The organism is Streptomyces pseudovenezuelae (assembly GCF_029892565.1).
Classification (GTDB): Bacteria; Actinomycetota; Actinomycetes; order Streptomycetales; family Streptomycetaceae; genus Streptomyces; species Streptomyces pseudovenezuelae_A.
In genome coordinates this window covers 718,094-740,029 of sequence record NZ_JARXVH010000002.1, presented here as the reverse complement: position 1 = coordinate 740,029, position 21,936 = coordinate 718,094, and the positions used below count along the sequence as shown (strand labels likewise).

The 21,936-nt window shown below is 69.9% G+C and carries 17 protein-coding genes; 12 read left to right on the top strand and 5 right to left on the bottom strand.

The features are described 5' to 3' along the window. Window positions 1-220: 220 nt before the first annotated feature. Genes M2283_RS08010 through M2283_RS08000 form a run of 3 tightly spaced genes read left to right on the top strand, consistent with a single transcriptional unit; the run spans window position 221 to window position 4,666 of the window. Window positions 221-1,168: an ABC transporter substrate-binding protein gene (locus tag M2283_RS08010; protein ID WP_280875388.1), complete on the top strand. Its 948-nt coding sequence runs from the start codon at window positions 221-223 to the stop codon at window positions 1,166-1,168. Continuing rightward, window positions 1,161-2,930, top strand: a complete 1,770-nt coding sequence (locus M2283_RS08005; protein ID WP_280875387.1) for an ABC transporter ATP-binding protein — start codon at window positions 1,161-1,163, stop codon at window positions 2,928-2,930. The genes M2283_RS08010 and M2283_RS08005 overlap by 8 nt, the downstream gene beginning before the upstream one ends. Beyond that, complete coding sequence (locus M2283_RS08000) at window positions 2,927-4,666, top strand: ABC transporter ATP-binding protein (protein ID WP_280875386.1); 1,740 nt, start codon at window positions 2,927-2,929, stop codon at window positions 4,664-4,666. Before M2283_RS08005 ends, M2283_RS08000 begins: the two co-directional genes overlap by 4 nt. Here M2283_RS08000 and M2283_RS07995 read toward each other — a convergent pair. After that, window positions 4,557-5,603, bottom strand: a complete 1,047-nt coding sequence (locus M2283_RS07995; protein ID WP_280875385.1) for a DMT family transporter — start codon at window positions 5,601-5,603, stop codon at window positions 4,557-4,559. The two genes, M2283_RS08000 and M2283_RS07995, sit on opposite strands and share 110 nt — an antisense overlap. A 70-nt stretch (window positions 5,604-5,673) precedes the next feature. Here M2283_RS07995 and M2283_RS07990 point away from each other — a divergent pair, with 70 nt between their 5' ends. Beyond that, window positions 5,674-6,591 (top strand): LysR family transcriptional regulator, encoded by a 918-nt coding sequence (locus M2283_RS07990; protein WP_280875384.1) that lies wholly within the window; start codon window positions 5,674-5,676, stop codon window positions 6,589-6,591. A gap of 56 nt (window positions 6,592-6,647) precedes the next feature. Here the strand turns inward: M2283_RS07990 and M2283_RS07985 are convergent, their stop codons facing one another. The 3 genes from M2283_RS07985 to M2283_RS07975 form a co-directional block, all read right to left on the bottom strand. Next, window positions 6,648-7,625, bottom strand: coding sequence for a catalase (locus M2283_RS07985; RefSeq protein ID WP_280875383.1), 978 nt, complete (start codon window positions 7,623-7,625; stop codon window positions 6,648-6,650). Window positions 7,626-7,881: 256 nt separating this feature from the next. Next, complete coding sequence (locus M2283_RS07980) at window positions 7,882-8,517, bottom strand: TetR/AcrR family transcriptional regulator (protein WP_280875382.1); 636 nt, start codon at window positions 8,515-8,517, stop codon at window positions 7,882-7,884. Between the two features lie 31 nt (window positions 8,518-8,548). After that, a complete protein-coding gene (locus M2283_RS07975) occupies window positions 8,549-8,701 on the bottom strand; it encodes a hypothetical protein (protein ID WP_280875381.1) in 153 nt (50 codons plus the stop codon). Between M2283_RS07975 and M2283_RS07970 the strand changes: the two genes are divergently transcribed. Genes M2283_RS07970 through M2283_RS07955 form a run of 4 tightly spaced genes read left to right on the top strand, consistent with a single transcriptional unit; the run spans window position 8,700 to window position 14,480 of the window. After that, window positions 8,700-9,854: a VOC family protein gene (locus M2283_RS07970; protein ID WP_280875380.1), complete on the top strand. Its 1,155-nt coding sequence runs from the start codon at window positions 8,700-8,702 to the stop codon at window positions 9,852-9,854. The two genes, M2283_RS07975 and M2283_RS07970, sit on opposite strands and share 2 nt — an antisense overlap. A 28-nt stretch (window positions 9,855-9,882) precedes the next feature. Further along, the gene (locus M2283_RS07965) at window positions 9,883-10,821 is read left to right on the top strand and encodes a fumarylacetoacetate hydrolase family protein (RefSeq protein ID WP_280875379.1); all 939 of its coding nucleotides are present in this window, start codon (window positions 9,883-9,885) and stop codon (window positions 10,819-10,821) included. A gap of 33 nt (window positions 10,822-10,854) precedes the next feature. After that, window positions 10,855-12,486 (top strand): bifunctional 3-(3-hydroxy-phenyl)propionate/3-hydroxycinnamic acid hydroxylase, encoded by a 1,632-nt coding sequence (locus M2283_RS07960; RefSeq protein WP_280875378.1) that lies wholly within the window; start codon window positions 10,855-10,857, stop codon window positions 12,484-12,486. Continuing rightward, entirely contained in the window at window positions 12,483-14,480 is a 1,998-nt protein-coding gene (locus M2283_RS07955) for an acetoacetate--CoA ligase (protein ID WP_280875377.1), read from the top strand. Before M2283_RS07960 ends, M2283_RS07955 begins: the two co-directional genes overlap by 4 nt. A 131-nt stretch (window positions 14,481-14,611) precedes the next feature. Here the strand turns inward: M2283_RS07955 and M2283_RS07950 are convergent, their stop codons facing one another. After that, entirely contained in the window at window positions 14,612-15,613 is a 1,002-nt protein-coding gene (locus M2283_RS07950) for a LacI family DNA-binding transcriptional regulator (RefSeq protein WP_280875376.1), read from the bottom strand. A gap of 317 nt (window positions 15,614-15,930) precedes the next feature. Here M2283_RS07950 and M2283_RS07945 point away from each other — a divergent pair, with 317 nt between their 5' ends. Genes M2283_RS07945 through M2283_RS07930 form a run of 4 tightly spaced genes read left to right on the top strand, consistent with a single transcriptional unit; the run spans window position 15,931 to window position 21,857 of the window. Further along, window positions 15,931-17,268 (top strand): ABC transporter substrate-binding protein, encoded by a 1,338-nt coding sequence (locus M2283_RS07945; RefSeq protein ID WP_280875375.1) that lies wholly within the window; start codon window positions 15,931-15,933, stop codon window positions 17,266-17,268. A gap of 7 nt (window positions 17,269-17,275) precedes the next feature. Beyond that, on the top strand, window positions 17,276-18,226 hold the full coding sequence (locus tag M2283_RS07940) for a carbohydrate ABC transporter permease (RefSeq protein WP_280875374.1): 951 nt from the start codon (window positions 17,276-17,278) through the stop codon (window positions 18,224-18,226). A 47-nt stretch (window positions 18,227-18,273) separates the two neighbouring features. Then, on the top strand, window positions 18,274-19,080 hold the full coding sequence (locus M2283_RS07935; RefSeq protein WP_280875580.1) for a carbohydrate ABC transporter permease: 807 nt from the start codon (window positions 18,274-18,276) through the stop codon (window positions 19,078-19,080). 47 nt (window positions 19,081-19,127) lie between these two features. Beyond that, window positions 19,128-21,857 carry an alpha-mannosidase gene (locus tag M2283_RS07930; protein WP_280875373.1) on the top strand — a complete coding sequence of 910 codons (2,730 nt, stop codon included), beginning with the start codon at window positions 19,128-19,130 and terminating at the stop codon, window positions 21,855-21,857. Window positions 21,858-21,936: the final 79 nt, after the last annotated feature.

Sequence of the window (21,936 nt, the reverse complement as noted above, 5' to 3'; positions counted from 1 at the left end):
GGATCTATCGGTTGATCTATCGATTGATCTGGCTCCCCAGCCGTCGCGCCCGGGAACCGGTCGAAGACGAAGAGGCCCTCCACGAGGCTGACGAGCCCGGGTTACCTGGTTAGCCTTACCTTACTTACACTGCTGGAACGTACAGGCATCACGTACGCACGCGTCACCCCACCTCGCTTCGCCCTGTGCCCACCACCACACGCCGGAGAGGCCCAACCCCGTGACCACACGCATACGTTCCACCGCCGACGGCCCCTCGCCGGGGCGGCGCGGTTTTCTGTTGGGCGCGGTGGGTGCCACTCCGGTGCTCAGTGGCTGCTCGTCAGGTGATGACGGCACGGGCGGTGGTGTCGAGAAGAGCGGTGACCCCGACACGACGGCGCAGGCCGCGGCCGGCGGCTTCCCCGCCACCGTGAGCGGCAAGGAGGGCGCTGCCAAGGTCACTTCGCCGCCCAAGCGTTTCGCCGCCTGCGGCTACCTTCGAGACACCGACCTCGCTCTCGCGCTGCCGTTCGAGACCATCGCCGCCGCCAGGCCCGACCTCATCCTCGCCAGCGACGACTACCAACTCCACGACCACTACCCGAAGTTCCAGCGCCTCGCGCCCACCCTCAGCTACCGCAAGGGCGTCGGACAGGACGGCTGGGACGAGATGGCGCAGCCTACGGGCGACGTTCTCGGGAAGCGGGAGAAGGCCGACTCCCTGGTCGCGGACGTGCGTAAGAAGATCGCCGACGTTCGCGAGCAGCACCCCGAACTCCGCGGCAAGACCTTCACGTTCGGGCCGGTGGTCGGCGGCGACGTGTTCACCATCAAGAGCGCCGACGACGCCGGCGCACAGTTCTTCAGTCAGTTGGGCATGAAGCTCTCCCCGAAGGTCACCTCGCTACCGGACAGCGCCATCGCCGGCCGCGCCGCGATCGCGAGGGAACGGCTCGATCTCCTCGACGCCGACGTGGTCATTCTCGCCTTCGACACCCCCCAGGGGCGCGAGGAGTTCGAGGCACAGCCGCTCTTCAAGGAGCTGAAGGCCGTTCGGCGCAAGTCCTACATCGGTCTCGACATGCCCACCGCGATCGCCCTCGGCTTCCCGTCGGTGCTGAGCCTCCCGTACGGCCTCGACGCGGTCGTACCCAAGCTTGCCGAGGCGGCGGAGCGCAATGCCTGAACCACGTACCGGAAAAGACGAAGACGCCCGCGATCTCGCCGAGTTGCAGGCCCCGGTCGCCGGCCGGGTCACTGTCGCCGCCGCTCTGCAGGCGCTCGCCGCGGCGCTGTCCGTCGCGCCCATGGTCGCCGTCGTGGATATCGGCCGGCGCCTCCTCGACGGCCACGACGACCACCTGTGGGCCATCGCCTGGACCGCCGTGGCCCTGCTCGCCGTACGGCTGCTGCTCTATCTGTTCGCCGGGACCCTCAGCCATCTCGCCGAGGCCGACCTCGCCCTCAGCCTGCGCCAACGACTCGCCGCCCACCTCGCGGTACTGCCGCTGGGCTGGTTCGCCGGTGGCGTCTCGGCGAAGGTGAAGACGACCGTCCAGGACGACGTCGGCTCGCTGCACCACGCCGTCGCGCACGCCCGAGGTGACCTCGCCGCCGCCGTGGCCGGGCCCGCCGTCATCGGCGTCTACCTGCTGTGGGCCGACTGGCGCCTCGCCCTGCTCACCTTCGCGGTGATCGCGGGGGCGCAGAGCGTACGGATGAGAATGGCCGCCCGCTCCGCCGAGCCGGTGCAGCGCATCGCCGCCGCACAGCTCGAACTCACCGCCGCCTCCATCGAGTTGGTGCGCGGGATCAGCGTCGCCAAGGCGTTCGGCGGCGGCGAGACGCCACGCCGCTTCAGCGAGGCCGCAGCCGCCTACGCGGACGTCAACGACGAGGCACAGCGCCTGTTCATACGCCAGCGCAGCCTCACCCGGGCCACCGTCGCCCCGGCGACCATCCTGCTGCTCATCACCGGCTGCGGGGTGGGGCTGGTCGCGCTCGGCTGGACGGATCCGGTCGACATCCTGGCCTTCACACTGCTCGGCCTGGGTCTGTTCGAGCAGATCACCCCCATCTACTCGGCGCGCGGCCTGCGCCGTACCGCACGGGCCGCCGCACACCGCATCACCGGCCTGCTGCACGAACCCGCCCAGGAGGTCACACTCCACCCCGCCGCCCTGCCACCCCGCACGCAGGGCACTCCCCCGGTCCTGGAGTTGGACGGCGTCCGCTTCGGCTACCCCGCCGCCGGCCGCGACCGCGAGGTGCTCCACGGACTGGACGCCGCCTTCGCCCCCGGCACGGTCACCGCCCTGGTCGGGCCGTCCGGCGCGGGCAAGTCCACGCTCGGCATGCTCCTCGCACGTTTCTACGACGTCACCGGCGGCGCGATCCGCCTCGACGGCACCGACATACGGGAGTTGGACCGGGACGAGCTGTACCGCAACATCGGCTTCCTCTTCCAGGACGTCGTCCTGCTGCGCCGCTCCGTCCGCGACAACATCGCGCTCTCCCAGCCCGACGCGAGCGACGAGACCGTACACGCGGCGGCGAAAGCCGCCGCCGTCCACGACCGGATCACCGCACTCCCCCGCGGCTACGACTCGGTCGTCGGCGAGGACGCGCGACTGTCCGGCGGCGAGGCCCAGCGCGTCAGCATCGCGCGCACCCTGCTCGCCGGCACGCCGATCGTGGTCCTCGACGAGGCGACCGCGTTCGCGGACCCCGAGTCCGAGGCCGCCGTGCAGGACGCCCTCGCCGAACTCGCAGGCGGGCGCACCCTGTTGGTCATCGCGCACCGGTTGCGGACCATCGCAGCGGCCGATCAGATCCTGGTCCTGGACGACGGCCGGATCGCCGAGCGCGGGCGGCACGAGGACCTGCTCGCCGCCGACGGACAGTACGCGCGCATGTGGCGCGCCCAACACGGAAGCAGCACCGCATGATCACTGCGCTTCTGCGGATCGTAGGCGGCGCCGGGCGCCCGCTGCTGATCCGCTTCCTGCTGGCCACCGCCCTCTACGCGATCAGCGAGGGCGCCGCCTTCGGTCTGCTCGTACCGCTGCTGACCGCTCTGCTCACCGGCCGCACCGGCGACGCCGGTTGGTGGCTGCTGCCGCTCGCGGGCGCCGTCGCCGTCGGCTGGTACGCCCACTACGACAAGGAACTGCGCGCCCTGCAGCTCTCCTCCGCCTGGCGCCGCGCCCTGTACGAGCGGATCGGCGCCCACGTCGTCCGGCTGCCGCTGGGCTGGTTCGACGCGACCCGCACCGCCCAGCTGGAACGCCTGCTCGGCCAGGGCGTCAACACCGTCACCGGCGTCGTCCACCTCGCCCAGACTCTGCTCGGCGCCGTCCTCACACCCGCCACCATCGCCGTCTTCCTGCTCTGCTACGACTGGCGCATCGCCGTCGCCGTGCTGGTCACCGTCCCTGTCGTGCTGCTGGTGTTCGCCCTGGCCAGGCGCCTCACCGACCGCACCGAGGCCGAGCACGACAAGGCCGCCGCCGAAGCCAGCGCCCAGCTCGTGGAGTTCGCCGGCGCCCAGCCCGTGCTGCGCGCCAACGGCCGTGCCACCAGCGGCCATCGGCAGCTCGACGAGGCCCTCCAGAGCCAGCACCGGGCGGCCCGCCGCGAGGTGATGGGCGCCCTGCCGGGCCTGCACCTGGGGCAGCTCGCCATCCAACTCGCCTTCACCGCCGTCCTCGTGGTCGGCCTGCTGCTGGCCACCGGCAACGAGATCACCCCCGCACGCATCACCGCCCTGCTGGTGCTCGGCGTGCACTTCCTGCAGCCCCTCGCCGTGATCGCCTCGGCCGCGTCCGCCCTGCGCGCCACCCGCGCGGCCGTCAACCGCATCGACATCCTGCTCAGCACCCCGCCCCTGCCCGAACCCACCCACCCGCACCCCACCGTCGGCCTCGAAGCGTCCATCGAACTCGACAGTGTGCGCTTCCGCTACGACGGCTCCGACACCCCCGTCCTCGACGGCCTCGACCTGACCGTCCCCGCCGGATCCACCACCGCCCTCGTCGGACCCTCGGGCGCGGGCAAGACCACCGTCACCAAACTCATCGCCCGCTTCGCCGACACCGACGCGGGCGCTGCGCGGATCGGCGGTGTGGATGTGCGCGAGCTGGCCGGGAACGACCTGATGAACATGGTGTCCCTGGTCTTCCAGGACGTGCACCTGCTCGACGCCACCATCGAGGAGAACATCCGCCTGGGACGCCCCGACGCCACCGGCGCCGAGGTCCGCGACGCGGCCCGCCGGGCCCGGGTCGACATCATCGCCGACCGGCTGCCCGACGGCCTCGCCAGCCGCGTCGGCGAGGGCGGCTCGCTGCTCTCCGGTGGCGAGCGTCAACGGGTCGCCATCGCCCGCACCCTGCTGAAGGACACCCCGATCGTGCTGCTCGACGAGGCGACCTCGGCTCTGGACGCCGAGAACGAGAACGCGGTCCACGAAGCCCTGCGTGAACTGGGCGCCGGGAGAACGCTGTTGGTGATCGCTCACCGCCTGTCCACCATCGCCACGGCCGACCACATCGCCGTCCTCGACACCGGCCAGATCATCGAGCAGGGCCGGCACACCGACCTTCTCGCCGCCGACGGACGTTACGCCTCCCTGTGGCACGACTACCAACGCGCTCAGGGGTGGCGCCTGACCAACCGTCAGTGACTCTACGGTCGGGGCAACTCCCGTTTCCCGACGGCTCGTTGACGCGCCTGTCCGCCAGGAGCCCGACGACGACACCGAGGAGGACCAAGGCAGCTCCGGCGATCTGGCTCATGGCGGCACCGCCCGCTCCGGTCACGAAGAGAGCCAGCAGGGAAGCAAAGGGGATGAGGCCGTTGAACAGGCCCGCCCGGCCGGCACCGAGCCGTTCGACAGCGCCATACCAGAGCAGGAAGACGACAGCGGTCACGCCGAGGGCGAGGAAGGCCAAGGCCCACGACTCCACAGCCGTGGGAGCGCGAAGTACGGGGGACCCCGTGGCCGTCTTCCCTATCCAGGCGACGACGAACAGCATCACCGACGCAAGTCCGCACGCATACGTCGTCACGGTCAGCGCTCCCAGCTGCCCAACGGGCGAAGCGCCGAGCAACGTGACCGAGGCGACTCCGACAACGGCGAGGCACGACCACCCGAATCCCCGCACGTCCCACTCCACCCCGGAACCGGCCGACACCTGAGCGACGGCACAGCCCACCCCCACGCACAGCGCCCCGCCCATCAGCCCTCGCGACGGGCGTGACCGCGACAGCAGCGACCGGACCAGGACGATGAACAGCGGCGCGGCGCCGACGGCGACGCCCACGTTGCCCGGTGCCGTCAACGACGTGGCGTACACGAGGACGACGCCGTACCCCGCCATTCCCATGACAGCCAGAAGAACGATCCACACCATCTGGGTCGGGCTCGGGCGGGCGAAGGTGTGCTTGCGGATGCGCGCCCAGACGAGCAGGAGGACCGTCGCCAACCCGTAGCGCACGGCCTGACCGCCGATCAGCGGGAAGTCGTGCAGCCGACCGGCCGCGGCGACCGAGCCGCCGACCAGACACACCGCACCGAGAGCCAGAGCGGCCCCGGAGCGCTCTCGCGCACTCAACATCATTCAGCCAGGCTGACAGCCTCAGGCCGTAAGCAGAAGTAGGGTACTGCTAACCCCGACGTAAGGTGGGCTGATGATCGAGGCGCAGCGGCTGGCCGTGTTCCGCGAGGTCGCCCACCGGGGAAGCTTCGCGCAGGCGGCCCAGGCCCTGCGTCTGACGCCCTCGGCGGTCTCGCAGCAGATGGCGGCCCTCGAACGTGCCGCTCAGGCCGGTCTCTTCGAGCGCAGCACCCGGGGCGTCACGCTCACCGCGGCCGGGCAAGCCCTGCTCCGTACAGCGGACACCATCCACGGCGAACTCCACCGCGCCGAACGCGCACTCGCCCGGCTGCGGGAGCAGGGACCGCCGTCACTGACCGTCGCCACCTTCGCCAGTGCGGGCATGCTCCTGCTCGCACCCGCACTGGCCGCGCTCAACGACCGCGAGGACCGGCATGTCGACACGACCGTGATCGAGTCCGAACCGCAGCAGGCACTGGCCGCGCTCGACGACGGCAGCGCCGACATGGCCCTCGTCTACCACTTCCACACCGAACAACCGCCCCCGAGCTGGGCCGACATCGCACACCGGTACGCGTACCACCCGCTCCTGCGGGACGAGTTGCGCCTCGTCGTGCCCGTCGGCCATGCCCTCGCCCGGCGCTCGACCGCACGGCTCGACGACGTCGCCGACGAGCCGTGGATCCAGATGTGGGACCTTCCTGGCAACGCACTCGACGCGCTCGCCTCGGCGCACGGACTGCGGCCCAAAGTGGCGTGCCGGGCCGGTGACTTCCCCTTCATGCAGGCACTCGTCGCGGCAGGCGTCGGCATCGCGTTCATCCCCACCCTCGCCGTCGTGGACCGCCCCGACACCCGCGCACTGGTCCTGACGCCCACGGCGAAGCGATACATCGGCGCCTACACCGCGCCCGGCGTACCGTCCAACCACGCATCGCGTGCCTTGCTCGACGCGCTCAAGGCACGTGCTACGACGGTCCCCATGAGCTGATCGGGACAGCCGCACACCACGCCGGCCGCCCTGTTGGTGTCGCCCTGTTGGAGGGGTCAGGGAGCGAGTCGGCGTTCTGCTGAGACGGAGTAGGCGTGGCGACGGAAGGCCAACATGGCGTCGTCGGACGGTTCCACGCCCGGGGCGAGACGGGTGGGGTCGAACACCTGCCGCTGCCAGTGGTCTTCCCGTGGCGAGCGGGCCGTCACGTGCAGATGTCCGGCCGGAATCAGCGGCCGGTGCTCGGGCCATGCCTGCGAGGGATCGTGGGTGGGATCGCCCGGTTCCGCGAACTGGTACACGAGGGTGAAGGTGACGGGTCCGGTTTCGAGTCGGGAGTCGAGGTCGCCGATGAGGAAGTTCGGGGCGAGTGTCTCGGCGTACGCGGGATCGATTTCGACTTCGCCCAGTTGGGGCACGAGGCGGTAGCGGAAGGGCCGGCGCTCGCCCGACTCGTCCACCAGGACGAAGGCGTGCAGGCCGTCGTAGCGGGTGGTGGCGAAGCTGGCCGGTGCCTGCTGGCCGGCGAAGGACTTCAACGCCCCGCGGCTCTCCGGGTGTTGGGCCAGGACGGTGGCGAACTTGCCGGCCGCGGCCAGTTTGCCCTTGGCGCGGTCGGCGAATCCGCCCTCTGCTCCCGCCTTGCCCAGCGCTTCGACGAGGTCGATGAATCCTTCGGGGTTGTGGCTGGGGAAGACCCGGAAGTTCGCGGCCACCAGGTCCATGACGCTCTTGTCGGCATCGAGGAACTTCACGGCCATGCCGCGTACGCCGCGTGCGCGGTCGTCGGCGTCGAAGCGGCCCGAGCCGTTGGAGAACCGGATGACCGCCTCGGACTCGGCGGTCAGACAGGCGGCTGTCGTCCACTTCGTGATCTGTCCGCTGGGCACGAAGCGTGCGTCGTAGACGGCTCCGCGGGCGTGCAGACGGCGATCATGCGGACGCGGGTGCGCCGCGGCTTCGATCCGGTCGACGGCCTGCGCGGCGGTCATGCCGTCCGCGGTGACTGAGGAGTCCTGCGGTGTCTGTGCCATGGGCGCATCATCGCATTCGTGATCGTCGCAGGCGCGGCCGATCGAGGCAGTGCACCCACTCCCGCCCGAACGGGCAATCTCGCCGATTGCCTGCCGTGCGGTGGACGGACGAAGGCGTGCTCGGACTGCCCTACGACCGTGGGACAACCCGACTGGGCTCCTGCCGGGTGGCGGCGAGGATGCGGGTCCGGTCGGAGCGCGAGTTGCGGCGGAGCTGTTCGCGGACGGCAGCCATGGTCAGGGCGTCAAGCCGTCGTCAGCCGAGGTCCGGCAGCGGGCAGCGGGCGACGTCGCGGGCATCGTCCGGCGGCAGGCCCAGCATGCGCAGCAGCAGTTCGGCCAGGTTCGAGGCCGCCTCGTCACCGTCGAGATCCGGGCGGGCGAACCGCAGTTCCAGCAGCGCCAGCAGGGAGCCGCCGAGGACGGTCACCGCGGCCGTCGGGTCGGTGATGGTGAAACGGCCGGAGGCGATGCCGACCTCCAGATCACGCAGGGCGCGTGGGGCCAGGCCCGAGCCGGCGTGGACGTGGCCCAGGCCGCGGTGGCGCAGGATCTGCATCATCTCGGGTCGGGAGTCGGCCAGGCGGGCGCTGAGACGGAAGCCCGCCGCGACGAGCTCCGCCGGGTCGTCGATGCCCTGCAGATGCTCGTCGAAGGTCTGGCCGAGTTCTTCGAGGGCGTCGCTCACCGCCGCGTCGAACAGTTCCGTTTTCGACTCGAAGTGGTTGTAGAAGGAGCCGAAGCCGACGTCCGCGCGCTCCGCGATCACCTGGATGCTCGCACTGGTGTCCCCCGTCTCGGCCAGGATCTGCCGGGCCGCGCGAACGAGGGCCTGACGGGTCTCGGCACGACGCCGTTCGAATCGGTTGCGGGGTGCGGCTGACGTCGGCATACGCGCGAGTTTAGCAACGGTCCGCGCATCGTCACAGTTCTGATGAACTGGTCAGTTCACCGGTCGGCTCACTGGCCGGCGCATCTCTGATGATTTCATCACCTTGCCCCGTCCGGCTATTGACGAACCAAGTGTCAAAGTTGATGATTTCCTCATTACAGCGATGTTGCTTGGAGGACACCATGTCCGAAACCCGCGTCAACGCGGTCGGCACCAGCGATCTCAGGACGGCCCACCAGGACCTCCACAGCGAACAGGGGGCGCTGCGCGGCGAGCACCCCGGGCGATCCCGGAGCCCCGTGATCAAGGTGGCCGACCTCGCCTGGCTGGAGTTCCAGAAGCCCGACCTGGACCGGGCCGAGGTCTTCGCCCGCGATTTCGGCTTCGGGATCGCCGCCCGCACGGCTGGCGAGCTGTGGCTGCGCGGCACCTTCGCCGGCTCACCGTGCATCGTGATCCGCAAGGGGCGCACCAGCAGCTTCATCGGCCCGGCGTTCCGCGCGGCCGAGCGGCCCGACCTGGACCGGCTGGCCCGCGCCACGGGGACGGACGTACGCGACGCCGACGTCCCGGGCGGCGGCAGGGCCGTGAACCTCCTGGACCCCTCGGGCTTCCCCGTGCGCGTGGTGCACTGCCGCGAGGAGCTGCCGGCACTGCCCGAGCAGCAGCCGCTGCCGCTCAACTTCGGCACGGACCACCGCCGCAGGAACACCGCGCAGCGCCCGCCCCGGGAGCCGTCCCGTATCCAGCGCCTGGGCCATGTGGTGCTGGAGACACGGGTGTTCGGCCGCGCCCTGGACTGGTACCTGGACACACTCGGCATGATCGTGTCCGACTTCCTGTTCCTCGACGGGCAGCGCGACCGCGGTCCGACGATGGCGTTCCTCCGCTGCGACCGAGGCGGCCTGGCCGTCGACCACCACACCCTCGCGATGCACCTCGGCCCCGGCAACGGCTATGTCCACTCCGCCTACCAGGTGACCGACCTGGACTCGATCGCCGCCGGCGGCGAGTACCTCAACGAACGCGGCTACAAGCGCAGTTGGGGCATCGGCCGGCACATCCTGGGCAGCCAGCTCTTCGACTACTGGCGCGATCCCGACCGCCTCTTGCTGGAGCACTTCGCCGACGGCGACCTCTTCTCCCGCGACCTGGAACCCGGCTGGGCGTCCATGTCCACCAGCGGGCTCGCCCAGTGGGGCCCGCCGGCCACCCGCGACTTCCTCGGCGCGAGCCCCTCCCCCGCGCGGGTCCGCGACGTGATCCAGGCCCTGCGCGGCGACAACGAGATGGACCCGGCACGCCTCCTGGGCCTCCTCAAGGCCGCCAACTCCTGACCCCCGACTCCTCGACAAAGGCACCGACATGAGCACCAACGTCCTGCGTACCGCCGACGGCTGGTGGGTGGTGCGCGACGCGCGCGCCGTCCGCATCGACACCAAGGCCCTCACCACCGCCGAGCTGCTGGCCGACCGCGCCGCCGTCCGGGAAGCCGCCGACAGCGACGAGGCGGGCACCCCGGTGGCCGACATGGTGGCCCTCTCCCCCATCACCACTCCCTGCCGCGTGGTCGCCCAGATGGTCAACTACCGCAGCCACGCCCGCGATTCGGGCTTCACCGGCGACATCCCGCCCGCCTTCTTCCGCAAGGCGTCCAGCTCGGTCAGCGGCCCGCACGACGCCGTCGTCCGGCCCTCCCACGTGAAGTTCCTCGACTACGAGGTCGAACTCGGCCTGGTCATGGGCGCACCGCTGCCCATCGGCACCGTCGTCGAGGAGCGGGACCTGCCGTCGTACGTCGCTGGGCTCGTCGTCACCAACGACGTCAGCGCCCGTGACGTGCAGCTGACCAAGACGCAGTTCTACGAGAGCAAGTCGTACCCCACGTTCACGCCCGCCGGGCCCTACCTCTCCCTGCTGGAGTCGGAGGACTTCGCCCATCTCCTGGATCTGCGGCTGAAGTTGAGCGTGAACGGCGACCTCCGCCAGGACCGCACCCTCAGCGACATGATCGTGCGACCGGCACAGGCCCTCACACTGCTGGCCCGGTTCCAGACCCTCGACCCCGGCGACCTGCTGCTGACCGGCACCCCCGGTGGCACGGCCCTCAAGGCCCCGCCCAAGGCGGTCGAGAAGATCGGCGCACTGCTGCCGCCCGCCGTGAAGTGGAAGGCGTTCTTCAAGACCCAGGCCCGCAACCCGCACTACCTGCATCACGGAGACCTGATCACCGCGACCATCGCCACCCCGGACGGACGCATCGACCTCGGAGAACAGCGCACCGAGGTGACCGACGCGAACTGACCGACGCCCACCCAGACACGAAGTGAGCCGCACATGACTGTCGACCAAGCCGCCGAGCCACCGGACAGCGCACCCGGGCCCGGACACCTGCCCGTGGTGATCGTCGGGGCGGGGCCCGTGGGCGTGACCGCCGCCCTCCTGCTCGCCCGACGCGGCATCCGTACCGTCGTCCTCGAACGCCACCGGGAGGTCTATCCCCTGCCACGCGCCGTCGCCATCGACGACGAGGTGATCAGGATCCTCCAAGCAGCCGGGGTCCAGGAGGAGTTCACCGCGATCGCCCGCCCCGCACGGGGACTGCGGCTGCTGGACGCCCGGCACCGGGTGATGGCCGAGTTCCCGCGCGCCGCCCAGGGAGAGCACGGCTTCCCGCAGACCAGCATGTTCGACCAGCCCGCACTGGAGCGCGTACTGCGCGACGCCCTGACCGACACCCCCGAGGCCGAACTGCGCGACGGGGTGGAAGTCCTCGGCATCGCCCAGGACGGCGACGGTCCGGTCCGCGTGAGTTACCGCGACGACGAGGGCGAACACCTGCTACGGGCGGACACCGTCCTGGGCTGCGACGGCGCCAACAGCATCACCCGCGACGCCATCGGCTCCACCTGGGAGAACCTCCACTTCGAGGAACGCTGGACGGTCGTCGACGTACGCACCAGCCTCCCGGTCCGCTGCTGGGAAGGCGTCGAACAGATCTGTGACCCGCAGCAGCCGGCGACGTTCATGCGCATCGGCGAGGACCGTTACCGCTGGGAGTTCCGGCTGCGCGACGGCTCGGAACCGGATCACGAGCGGCTGCGGGAGCTGCTCGCCCCATGGGTGGACCTCGCGGACGGCGCCGACTTCGAGGTGGTGCGGCAGGCCCAGTACACCTTCCGGGCCCGTATCGCCGACCGCTGGCGCCACGGGCGCGTCTTCCTCCTCGGTGACGCGGCCCACCTCACCCCGCCGTTCGTCGGACAGGGACTGTGCGCAGGCCTGCGCGACGCCTACAACCTGACCTGGAAGCTGGCCCGGGTCCTGCAACAGGGCGCCGATGAACGGCTGTTGGACACCTACGAGAGTGAACGCAAACCGCACGCCCGCCACCTGATCCGGCTCGCGGTCGCGATGGGCTGGGCCATGACCGGAGGCCAGGACCGTGCCGCCGCCCTCCGCCGCGGCGTCCTGGGCGCGGCTGTGCGCATCCCCGGCCTGACCTCGGCCGCCGCCCGCGACTTCAGCCCGGCACTGACCGCCGGGCCACTCGTACGACGCCGCGTCCGCCTCGGCCGGCACGGTCTCGTGGGCGGCTTCTGCCCGCAGCCGCTCGTGAACATCGACGGACGGCACGCCCGCCTCGACGAACTCCTCGGTGACTCCTTCGCCGTGCTGACCGCCCTGCCGCTCCCGCCCTCGCTGCTGGCGGTCACAGACGGTCTCGGCGCCCGGACCGTTCCCGTGGCCGGCCTCGGCGACGACAACCGTCTCGCCGCCTGGCTGCGTGAGGGACGGGCGAGCGCCGTGCTGTTGCGGCCGGACCGCGTCGTGATGGACGTCGTCCCGGCCGGCGGCGACACCTTCACGGACACCGCGGGCTGGGCGTCCCTGCTGCACACCACCCGAAGCACCCCGCCTTCCCAACGGTCCACCGAGACACGCCTCTTGAGGAGCACCACTCGATGAACACGCCGTACCCGGACCCCTTCTTCACTCCCACCCCGGAGGCCGCCGCGGGCAGCCGCATCGTGGACTTCGCCCGCTGGGCCGCCCGGCACCGGGGTGTGGCGGCCGGTGCCGACTACGCCGCCCTGCACCACTGGTCGGTCACCGACCTGGAAGGCTTCTGGAGTGCGGTGTGGGAGTACTTCGACATCGACGCGGACACGCCGTACGAGCAGGTGCTGGCGGAGGAACGGATGCCGGGCGCCCGCTGGTTCACCGGCGCCACCCTCAACTACGCCCACCACACCCTGCGCAACCTCACGGACGCCGACACGGCGATCCTCGCCCTCGACGAGACCGGCGTCGGCTACGAGGTGACCGGGAAGCACCTGCGCGGCCAGGTCGCCTCCGTCGCCGCCACCCTGCGCGACCTGGGCGTCGGAGAGGGCGACCGGGTCGTCGGCTATCTGCCCAACACCCCGCACGCGATCGTCGCGTTCCTCGCCGCCGCCTCGCTCGGGGCCGTGTGGTCGGTGTGCGGGCAGGACTACGCACCCCAGGCCGCCGCCGACCGCTTCGCGCAGCTCGAACCCACCGTCCTGATCGCCGCGGACGGCTACCTCTTCAACGGAACCGCCCATGACCGCCGCGACGCCGTCCTCGAACTCGCCACCGCACTGCCGACGTTGAAGGCCACCCTGCTGGTCGACCACGTGGGCCTGCCGTGGCCCGTGCGCGACTACCCGTCGCTGGTCGTCCCGTGGGAGGACGCCGCCACTCGCACGGAGCAACTCGCCTGCACGCCGGTGCCGTTCGACCACCCCCTGTGGGTGGTCTTCTCCTCCGGCACCACCGGCCTGCCCAAGGGCATCGTCCACGGCCACGGCGGAGTCCTGCTCGAACACCTCAAGACCCTCGGCCTGCACTCCGACCTCGACCCCGGCGACCGCCTCCTGTGGTACACCACCACCCACTGGATGATGTGGAACCTCGTCGCCTCCACCCTCCTGACCGGCGCCACGACCTGCACCTACGACGGCAGCCCCGCCCCGCTCACCCGCCCCGACACCCTCTGGGCACTGGCGGCCCGGCACCGCGTCACCGTCTTCGGCACGAGTCCTCAATACCTGCTGGGGATGGCCAAGTTCGGCATCGACCCGTCCGTGCACGACCTGTCGGCGATCCGCGTGGTCGGCTGTACCGGTTCCGCCCTGCCCGCCTCCGCCTACCCCTGGGTCCGCGACCACGTCGGCACTCACGCCCTGCTCGCCTCCATCAGCGGCGGCACCGACATCGTCTCCGGCTTCGCCGGCAGCGCACCCACGACCCCCGTCTGGGCGGGGGAGCTCTCGGCCCCGCATCTGGGTGTGGCACTGGCCGCGTACGACTCCGAGGGCAGCCCGGTCGTCGACCAGGTCGGCGAGTTGGTCGTCACCCGCCCCATGCCGTCGATGCCACTGTCCTTCTGGAACGACCCCGACGGCGAGCGCTATCACGACGCGTACTTCTCGGCGTATCCCGGCGTGTGGCGGCACGGTGACTGGATCACCGTCACGGGTCACGGCTCCGTGATCGTGCACGGCCGCTCCGACTCCACCCTCAACCGCAACGGCGTCCGCCTCGGCAGCGCCGACACCCACGACGTCGTCGAGCGACTCCCCGAGATCACCGAGGCCCTGGTCATCGGCGCCGAGGAACCCGACGGCGGCTACTGGATGCCCCTGTTCGTCGTCCCCGCGGCCGGGGTGTCCCTGGACGACGCCCTCCGCGCGAAGATCAAGGAAGCGATCCGGGCCGGTGCCTCGCCCCGTCACGTTCCCGACGAGATCCTCGAAGTCCCCGCCGTCCCGCACACCCGGACCGGCAAGAAGCTCGAAGTACCCGTCAAGCGCCTCCTCCAGGGCGCCCCCGCCGAGGACGTCGTCAATCCCGCCGCGATCGACGACCCCGGCCTCATCGACTACTACGCCCGTCTGGGAGCCGACCGCCGCAGTCGCAGAAACACCGAGGCTTGAGAACGGCGCAGATCATCCCGAACGAGAGCCTCTCCCACTGGAACGGCGTCCACGTGTGGCGCGGGGTCGAACCGTATGCCCGCATCCTCGACGAACGGTCGATCGTGGCGGCCGGCGGTCTCCCCCGCCGGCTACGCCGACTCGCGCAGCCGCAACTCCGCCCCCACCGCCAGCTCGTCACTGCTCAGCGGCTCACTCCGGGTCAGCAGCCGCGCCGCCTGTTCGACGGCCAGCGCGCCGAGCCCCCGCGTGTCCAGGGCGACGGTCGTGAGCGGCGGTTCGACGAGTGAGCCGAGGCGGAGGCCGTCGAAACCGATCACGGCGAGGTCCCGGGGGACTTCCCGGCCTAGGCGGCGAGCGGCGCGCAGGGCGCCGATGGCGATGATGTCGTTGAAGGTGAACACGGCGGTCACGTCGGGATGGGCGGCGAGGAGTTCCCTCAGGGCGGCTTCCCCGCCCTCGACGCTCTGGTCCGCGCGGCTCACCGCTCCGGCGTCCAGTCCGCAGGCAGACATGGCGGCGTCGAACCAGTGGTGGCGGATGCTCGGCTTGGACCGCTCCGCGTGATCGAGCATGCCGATGCGTCGGTGGCCGGCCTCGACGAGATGCCTGATCGCGGCGTGGACGCCTTCCTCGCCTTCGATCCGGATCGAGCTGAACCGTTCGGTGCGGTGTTCCCGGTCGATGAGCACGACGGGGAGCCCGCGGGTCAGCTTGTCGATCTCGTCCTCCGGCAGGCTCAGGTAGCCGACCACGGCATCCACCTGCGAGGCGATCACTTCGAGGGTGCCGCGCTCCTCCTCGACGCGGTCGCCGGTGTCGTAGACGACGACGTGCCACTCGCGCGCCCGCGCCGCGTCCAGCGCGGCGGCGGCGACCTCGGTGAAGAACGGGTTGAGCAGGTCGGGGATCACCAGTCCGACGCTGATCGTGTCCTGGCGGACGAGGCCCCGGGCGAAGCGGCTCGGTCGGTATCCCAGCGCGAGGGCGGCATCCAGGACGCGCTGTTTGGTGGAGACGCCGATCTCGTCCTTGTCGTTGAGCGCCCGTGACACGGTCTGCCGGGAGACTCCGGCGCTCCGGGCCACATCGTCGATCGTGACCCTGCGGGGTCCGCTCCCCGACGACGCCATCACTCACCTCCACTTATTGCCGATGCGCGCGCCTCGGCAAGGGCACCGAGTATGCCCCGGGCCGAAGTTGTGGTGCGACCGTGTGTACGGACGCCCATGTCACTCGAGAGTCTTGACACTCGGTGGCACCGAAGCGCACACTCCCAATCACTTCAGAACAACTGCATCGTTACCGCTCCCGTTACCGCTCCCGTGAGCGCTCACGTTACCGCTCACGGTCCCTGATTCCAACAGGATTCCAACCAGAAGGCATCCGCCTGAGGTGTCAACGTCGACCCGCCTAGCACCGTCGCTAGTCGTTCTCTGGAACGGAAGATATGAGCACCACAATCACGCGCACCCGCCTCGCCGTAGTCGCCGCGGCCGCAAGCATCGCCCTTCTCGCCGGCTGCTCGTCGTCCGACGACTCGTCCGACAAGACGTCCGCGGCCCCCTGTGAGCCCGCGAAGGGCAAGGTCACCCTCCAGTACTGGAACACCGTTCCGGGCATGGACAAGGTCGTCGACCTGTGGAACAAGAAGAACCCGAACATCCAGGTCGAGACGAAGAACATCTCCAACGACCAGTACGGCACCCTCGGCAACGCCCTCAAGGCCGGCAAGGCCCCTGACCTCTCGCAGGTCGGCTACGACGAGTTGCCCAACCTGCGCACGCAGAACGCCTTCGTGGACGCCTCGGCCTGCAAGGAGGCCACCGCGGCCAAGTCGAAGTTCGTGCCGTGGACCTGGTCGCAGGCCAGCTTCGGCGGCACCGGTGTGTTCGCCATGCCGCAGGACACCGGACCGATGGCCCTGTTCGTGCGCAGCGACATCTTCAAGAAGTACGACGTCGCGGTCCCCAAGACCTGGGACGAGTACGAGGCCGCCGCGGCGAAGCTGCACAAGGCGGACTCCAGCCTGACGATGACGTTCTTCGACCCGAACAACGCCGAGTGGTTCAACGGTCTGCTCTGGCAGAACAAGGCCGAGATGTACAGCTACGCCGACAACAAGTGGCAGGTCAACGTCGAGTCGGACCAGAGCAAGCAGGTCGCGGAGTACTGGCAGAAGCTGATCTCCGACAAGCTCGTGCGCACCGACCTCGCCAACGGGTCGACGCAGATGTACGCGGCGTACCAGAAGGACCAGATCGCCAGTTACGTCGGCGCCGCCTGGGGCTACAGCATGTTCCGCGACAACCTGCCCAAGCAGGCCGGCAAGTGGTCGATCGTGCCGATGCCGACGTGGGGCACCGATGGCGCGTCCGGTGACTGGGGCGGTTCGACCGTCGCGTTCATGAAGGGCAGCAAGCACCTGTACGAGTCGGTCAAGTTCAACACCTGGCTCAACAGCGACCCGGAGGCCCTGGCCCTGGAGAACAAGCTGGGCGGTCTCTACCCGGCGGCCAACGCCGGCCTGAAGCTTCCCGCGCTGTCCCAGGGTGTGCCGTACTACAACAACGAGAAGATCTTCGACGTCTTCGCCGACTCGTCCAACAAGATCGACACGAGCTTCGCCTGGGGTCCCACGCAGAAGACGGTGAACCTGGCGCTGCAGGACGCGATGGCCAAGGCGGCGGCCGGTGACGGCACTCTGACCGACGCGCTCGCGAAGGCCCAGGCCACCGCGCTGAAGTCGATGAAGGACCAGGCGATCCCGGCTACGGCGGGCAAGTGACCTCAGCATGACCGACACCGCAACCCGCGCCACTCGCGCGGTGACGCCCCCCGGGGACCGCCGCCGTCGTCTCAACGGCGGCGGCCCCCGCGCCGGTACCGTCATCGCGTTCGTGACCCCCTTCTTCCTCCCGTTCCTGCTCTTCTACCTGGTCCCCGTCGGCTACGCGCTGTGGCAGAGCTTCCGCGTCGTGCGCCGCAGCGGTGGCCAGTACGGGACCTCGTACACGACCTTCGGCGGTTTCGAGCAGTACGGGCAGGTGTTCCAGAACACCGAGTTCTGGTCGAGCATCGGCCGTATCGCGCTGTTCGGCATCGTGCAGGTGCCCGTCATGCTGTTCGTGGCGCTGACGATGGCCCTGCTGCTGGACACTCCCCTGCTGAAGCTCAAGGCGTTCTTCCGGATCACCGCGTTCATGCCGTACGCGGTGCCCGGTGTGATCGCCGCGATCATGTGGTCGTATCTGTACTCGCCGCAGCTCAGCCCCATCGTCGACCTGCTCGGCGACATCGGTCTGAAGCCCGACTTCCTCGGCCCGGGTGCCATTCTGTGGTCGACGGCGAACATCTCCACGTGGCTGTGGACCGGCTACAACATGCTGATCATGTTCTCGGCACTGCAGTCGATCCCGCAGGAGCTCTACGAGGCCGCGAAGCTCGACGGTGCCAGCAACTGGGCGATCGCATGGCGGATCAAGGTACCGATCATCGCCCCGTCGATCGTCCTGACCACCGTGTTCTCCATCATCGGCACGCTCCAGCTGTACGCCGAGCCGGCCGTGCTGCGCCAGATCTCCTCGAACATCTCCAGCACGTTCACCCCGAACATGCTCGCGTACGCGGTGGCGTCCGGGAACAACTACCAGCAGGCCGCGGCCATTTCGGTGGTCATCGCCGTCATCACCTTCGTCTTGAGCTTCGGGTTCATGCGACTGACCTCGAAGAAGGCGGGGCTGTGAGCAATCCATCGACGATCCGCGAGAGCCGTGTCAGCCGTACGGCCGTCATGGCCCTGATGTTCCTGCTGGCCATCTACTTCCTGCTGCCGATCTACTTCCTCATCGTCGCGGCGACCAAGCCGCAGGGCGAACTCGCCTCCACCAACGGCCTGGCGTTCTCGCACTTCAACCTGTTCGACAACCTGCGCGTCCTGTTCACCCGCAGCGACGGCGTCTTCGGCCGGTGGGTCTTCAACACCGTCATCTACGCGGTGCTGGGCGCCGCCGTGGGCACGCTGATCTCGGCACTGTGCGGGTACGCGCTGGCCAAGTTCCAGTTCCGCGGCCGGGAGTTCCTGTTCTCCGTCATCCTCGGCGGCGTCCTGGTGCCCACCACCGCGCTGGCCCTGCCGCTGTTCCTGCTGTTCTCGGCGACCGGCATCGTCAACACCTACCTCGCGGTGTTCCTGCCGAGCATCGTCAGCCCCTTCGGTGTCTATCTCGCGCGTATCTTCGCGAACGCCGCCGTGCCGCAGGAGTTGATCGAGTCGGCGCGGCTGGACGGCGCGGGCGAGTTCCGCACGTTCTTCTCGGTGGCCTTCAAGATGATGACACCGGCGCTGGTGACGATCTTCCTGTTCCAGTTCGTGGCCATCTGGAACAACTTCTTCCTGCCGATGGTGATGCTCCAGAAGGAGTCCCTCTTCCCGATCACGCTCGGTCTGTACGAGTGGAACGGGCAGACCGCACGCGCCCCGCTCCTCCAGGAGTCCGTGATCACCGGTTCGTTGGTGTCGATCGTGCCCGTCATCATCGTGTTCATCCTTCTTCAGAGGTTCTGGCGCACCGGTCTCGCCGCCGGCTCGCTCAGGTGACCCACCCGTCCCAACTCCCCCCACCAGTACGGAAGGTCCGTCACGCCATGCCCAACTCCGCCGTATTCGTGCCCCACTTCCACTGGGACCGGGAATGGTACGAGCCCTTCCAGGTCTTCCGGCACCGGCTCGTCTCCGCGCTCGACACCGTGCTGGAGACAGCCGAGTCGAACCCTGATTTCCGGTTCACCGTCGACGGGCAGATGGCCGCGGTCGAGGACTACCTGGAGATGCGGCCGGAGAACCGCGACCGGGTCGCGGCCCTGGTCGGCGAGGGCCGGCTCGCCATCGGGCCGTGGCTGATCCTGCTCGACGAGTTCCTCTGCTCGGGCGAGACCATCGTGCGCAATCTTCAGATGGGCTGGGCGGCGGCGGAGCGCCTCGGTGGTGCGATGCCCATCGGCTATCTGCCGGACATGTTCGGCCATGTCGCGCAGATGCCGCAGATCCTGGCGCGTGCCGGGATCGAGCACGCCGCACTCTGGCGCGGTGTGCCCGGCACCGTCGACGGTCATGCCTTCCGCTGGCGCGCCCCCGACGGCTCCGAGGTGCGCACCGAGTTCCTCTTCGACGGCTACGACAACGGCCTCGACGTCCTGCTGGTGCCCGACCAGATCGGACGCGCGCTCGGCGAGTACGCCGAGATGACCGCCGACCGCTGGGGCGCCGACCCGGTGTTGGCCATGGCCGGCACCGACCACAACGCGCCCGACCCGCGGTTGGCGTCGTGGCTGCGGATCGCGTCCGACGAGGGGCTGCCCATCACGGTCGCGACGCTCGACGAATACATCCGCAAGCACGTGCGCGACGAGGTGACCGCCCCCGTCACCGGTGAACTGCGCAGCCATGTGCGGGGCAACATCCTCCCCGGCGTGCTGTCCGTGCGGCTCGGACTGAAGCAGCGGATGGCCGCCGCCGAGCGCACCATCGACCACGCCGAGCGCATGAACGCCCTGTGGTCCGGGCGCGACGACTCGCCGTTCCTCTCGCTCGCCTGGCACAAGATCATCGAGTCGACCGCCCATGACTCGGTGGTCGGCTCCGGCACCGACGAGACCTGCGACCAGGTCGCGGCACGGCTCGCCGAAGCCGCGCAGACGGCCCGCGCCGTTAGGGACGCGGCCCTCGCCGAGCCCGCCGCCCTGGTGCCGAACGACGGCTACCTGGTCGCCAATCCGCTGCCGTTCGCGCGTTCGGCGCTGGTCGAGGTGGATGTCGTGGCCCCGCCGGAGGGCACCGCGCTGATCGCGACCGGCGCCGACGGATCGACGTATCCCGTGCAGTTGGTCTTCGAGGCCCCGACCGTCCTCAGCGACGAGCGCATGGACGCCTCGCAGCTCGAACGCGTACTGCGCCGGATCCACCGCCGCGAGCTGTTCGGCCGGCTGATCGACCACTACGAACTCACCCCGAACTCACTCGTCTTCCACCTCGCCGAGGTACCGACCAGCGGACCGTTCGACCTGCTGATCCTGCGCCGCGAGGTCGCCGCTGCGGCCGCCGAACATCCGGGTGAGTGGCGGGTGTTGACGCTGGAGGAGGCGCGGGCCACCGCGCTCGTCCCGGTGGGCGTCCCCGCCTCCGGCCTGACCGGCTTCCGGGTCGCGCCGAGCACCGACGCCTCCGGCGCACTGCTGCCGTACGCGCCTGCCACGGCGACCGACCTGAAGCTCGCGAACGGACTGGTCGAGGTCACGGTCGCCGCCGACGGCACCCTCGACCTGGCCGGGTCCGACGGCACCGTGCTGCGCGGCGTCGGCCGTCTCGTCGACGGCGGGGACCGCGGCGACAGCTACAGCTACGCTCCCCCGGCGCACGACGTCCTCGTCGCCGAGCCGAAGGAGGTCACCGTCGACCTCCTCGAAACCGGCCCCCTGCGTTCGCGGCTGCGCGTGACCCGCGTCTACGACTGGCCCGCCGCCCTCTCCTGCGACCGCGATCTGCGCGACGAGCGGACCGTGCCCACACCGGTGGAGACTGACGTGGAAGTACGCGCGGGCGAGCCGTTCGTGCGGCTCTCCACGTCCTTCCTCAACCAGTCCGCCGACCACCGGCTGCGCTTCCATGTGCCGCTGCCCGAACCGGTGAACTCGTCCGCGTCCGCAGGGCAGTTCGCCGTCACCGAGCGCGGGCTGACCGCCGAGGGCGGATGGGGCGAGTATCCGCTCCCGACCTTCCCGGCCAGTTCGTTCGTGTCGGCCGGGCCGGCCAACGTCCTGCTCGACCACTCCAGCGAGTACGAACTCGTCGACGACGGCGCCGAACTCGCCGTCACCCTGCTGCGCGCGATCGGCTCGATCAGCGTCAACATCCACCCCCTCCGCGACGAACCGGCGGCGAGCGAGATCCCCGCACCCGGTGCGCAGGACCTCGGCATGCGCACCGAGAACCGTTTCGCCGTCGTCCCCTCGGCGACCGGCTGGCAGGGCGCGAACGCGGTCGCTCTCGCCGAGGAGTTCCGCAACGACGTCCTCGTCACCCGCGGAACCGGAACCGCCGGAGGCCAACTGCCCCCCGACGAGACCGGCGTACGGGTCGACGGCAAAGACGTCCTCGTCTCCAGCATCCGGCGCGTCACCGACGACGAGCACGGGTCCGGTACGGAGGTGCGGTTGACCGCGATGACCGACACCGCGTCGACCGTCCGCGTGTCGGGCGCCTTCACCGAGGTCAGCACCGTCGATCTGCTCGGCCGACCGATCTCCCACACACGGGCCACGGACGAGCTCGAACTCGCCCTCGGTCCATGGGAGATCCGCACCATCGTGCTCCGGTAGACCGCCATGGCCGCACGCGATGCCCTCGCTTCAGCCAGCAACGTCCGGTCCCCTTTTGCTACGAAGAAAGAGTCGTGAC

Bases quoted from the DNA above. Each gene is read 5' to 3' on its own strand.
- M2283_RS07970 (WP_280875380.1), top strand. From the start codon at position 8,700: ATGTCCGAAACCCGCGTCAACGCGGTCGGCACCAGCGATCTCAGGACG.
- M2283_RS07960 (WP_280875378.1), top strand. From the start codon at position 10,855: ATGACTGTCGACCAAGCCGCCGAGCCACCGGACAGCGCACCCGGGCCC.
- M2283_RS07945 (WP_280875375.1), top strand. From the start codon at position 15,931: ATGAGCACCACAATCACGCGCACCCGCCTCGCCGTAGTCGCCGCGGCC.
- M2283_RS07965 (WP_280875379.1), top strand. From the start codon at position 9,883: ATGAGCACCAACGTCCTGCGTACCGCCGACGGCTGGTGGGTGGTGCGC.
- M2283_RS07990 (WP_280875384.1), top strand. From the start codon at position 5,674: ATGATCGAGGCGCAGCGGCTGGCCGTGTTCCGCGAGGTCGCCCACCGG.
- M2283_RS07930 (WP_280875373.1), top strand. From the start codon at position 19,128: ATGCCCAACTCCGCCGTATTCGTGCCCCACTTCCACTGGGACCGGGAA.
- M2283_RS07980 (WP_280875382.1), bottom strand. From the start codon at position 8,517: ATGCCGACGTCAGCCGCACCCCGCAACCGATTCGAACGGCGTCGTGCC.
- M2283_RS08005 (WP_280875387.1), top strand. From the start codon at position 1,161: ATGCCTGAACCACGTACCGGAAAAGACGAAGACGCCCGCGATCTCGCC.
- M2283_RS07935 (WP_280875580.1), top strand. From the start codon at position 18,274: ATGGCCCTGATGTTCCTGCTGGCCATCTACTTCCTGCTGCCGATCTAC.
- M2283_RS07940 (WP_280875374.1), top strand. From the start codon at position 17,276: ATGACCGACACCGCAACCCGCGCCACTCGCGCGGTGACGCCCCCCGGG.
- M2283_RS07950 (WP_280875376.1), bottom strand. From the start codon at position 15,613: ATGGCGTCGTCGGGGAGCGGACCCCGCAGGGTCACGATCGACGATGTG.
- M2283_RS07995 (WP_280875385.1), bottom strand. From the start codon at position 5,603: ATGATGTTGAGTGCGCGAGAGCGCTCCGGGGCCGCTCTGGCTCTCGGT.
- M2283_RS08000 (WP_280875386.1), top strand. From the start codon at position 2,927: ATGATCACTGCGCTTCTGCGGATCGTAGGCGGCGCCGGGCGCCCGCTG.
- M2283_RS07985 (WP_280875383.1), bottom strand. From the start codon at position 7,625: ATGGCACAGACACCGCAGGACTCCTCAGTCACCGCGGACGGCATGACC.
- M2283_RS07975 (WP_280875381.1), bottom strand. From the start codon at position 8,701: ATGGTGTCCTCCAAGCAACATCGCTGTAATGAGGAAATCATCAACTTT.
- M2283_RS07955 (WP_280875377.1), top strand. From the start codon at position 12,483: ATGAACACGCCGTACCCGGACCCCTTCTTCACTCCCACCCCGGAGGCC.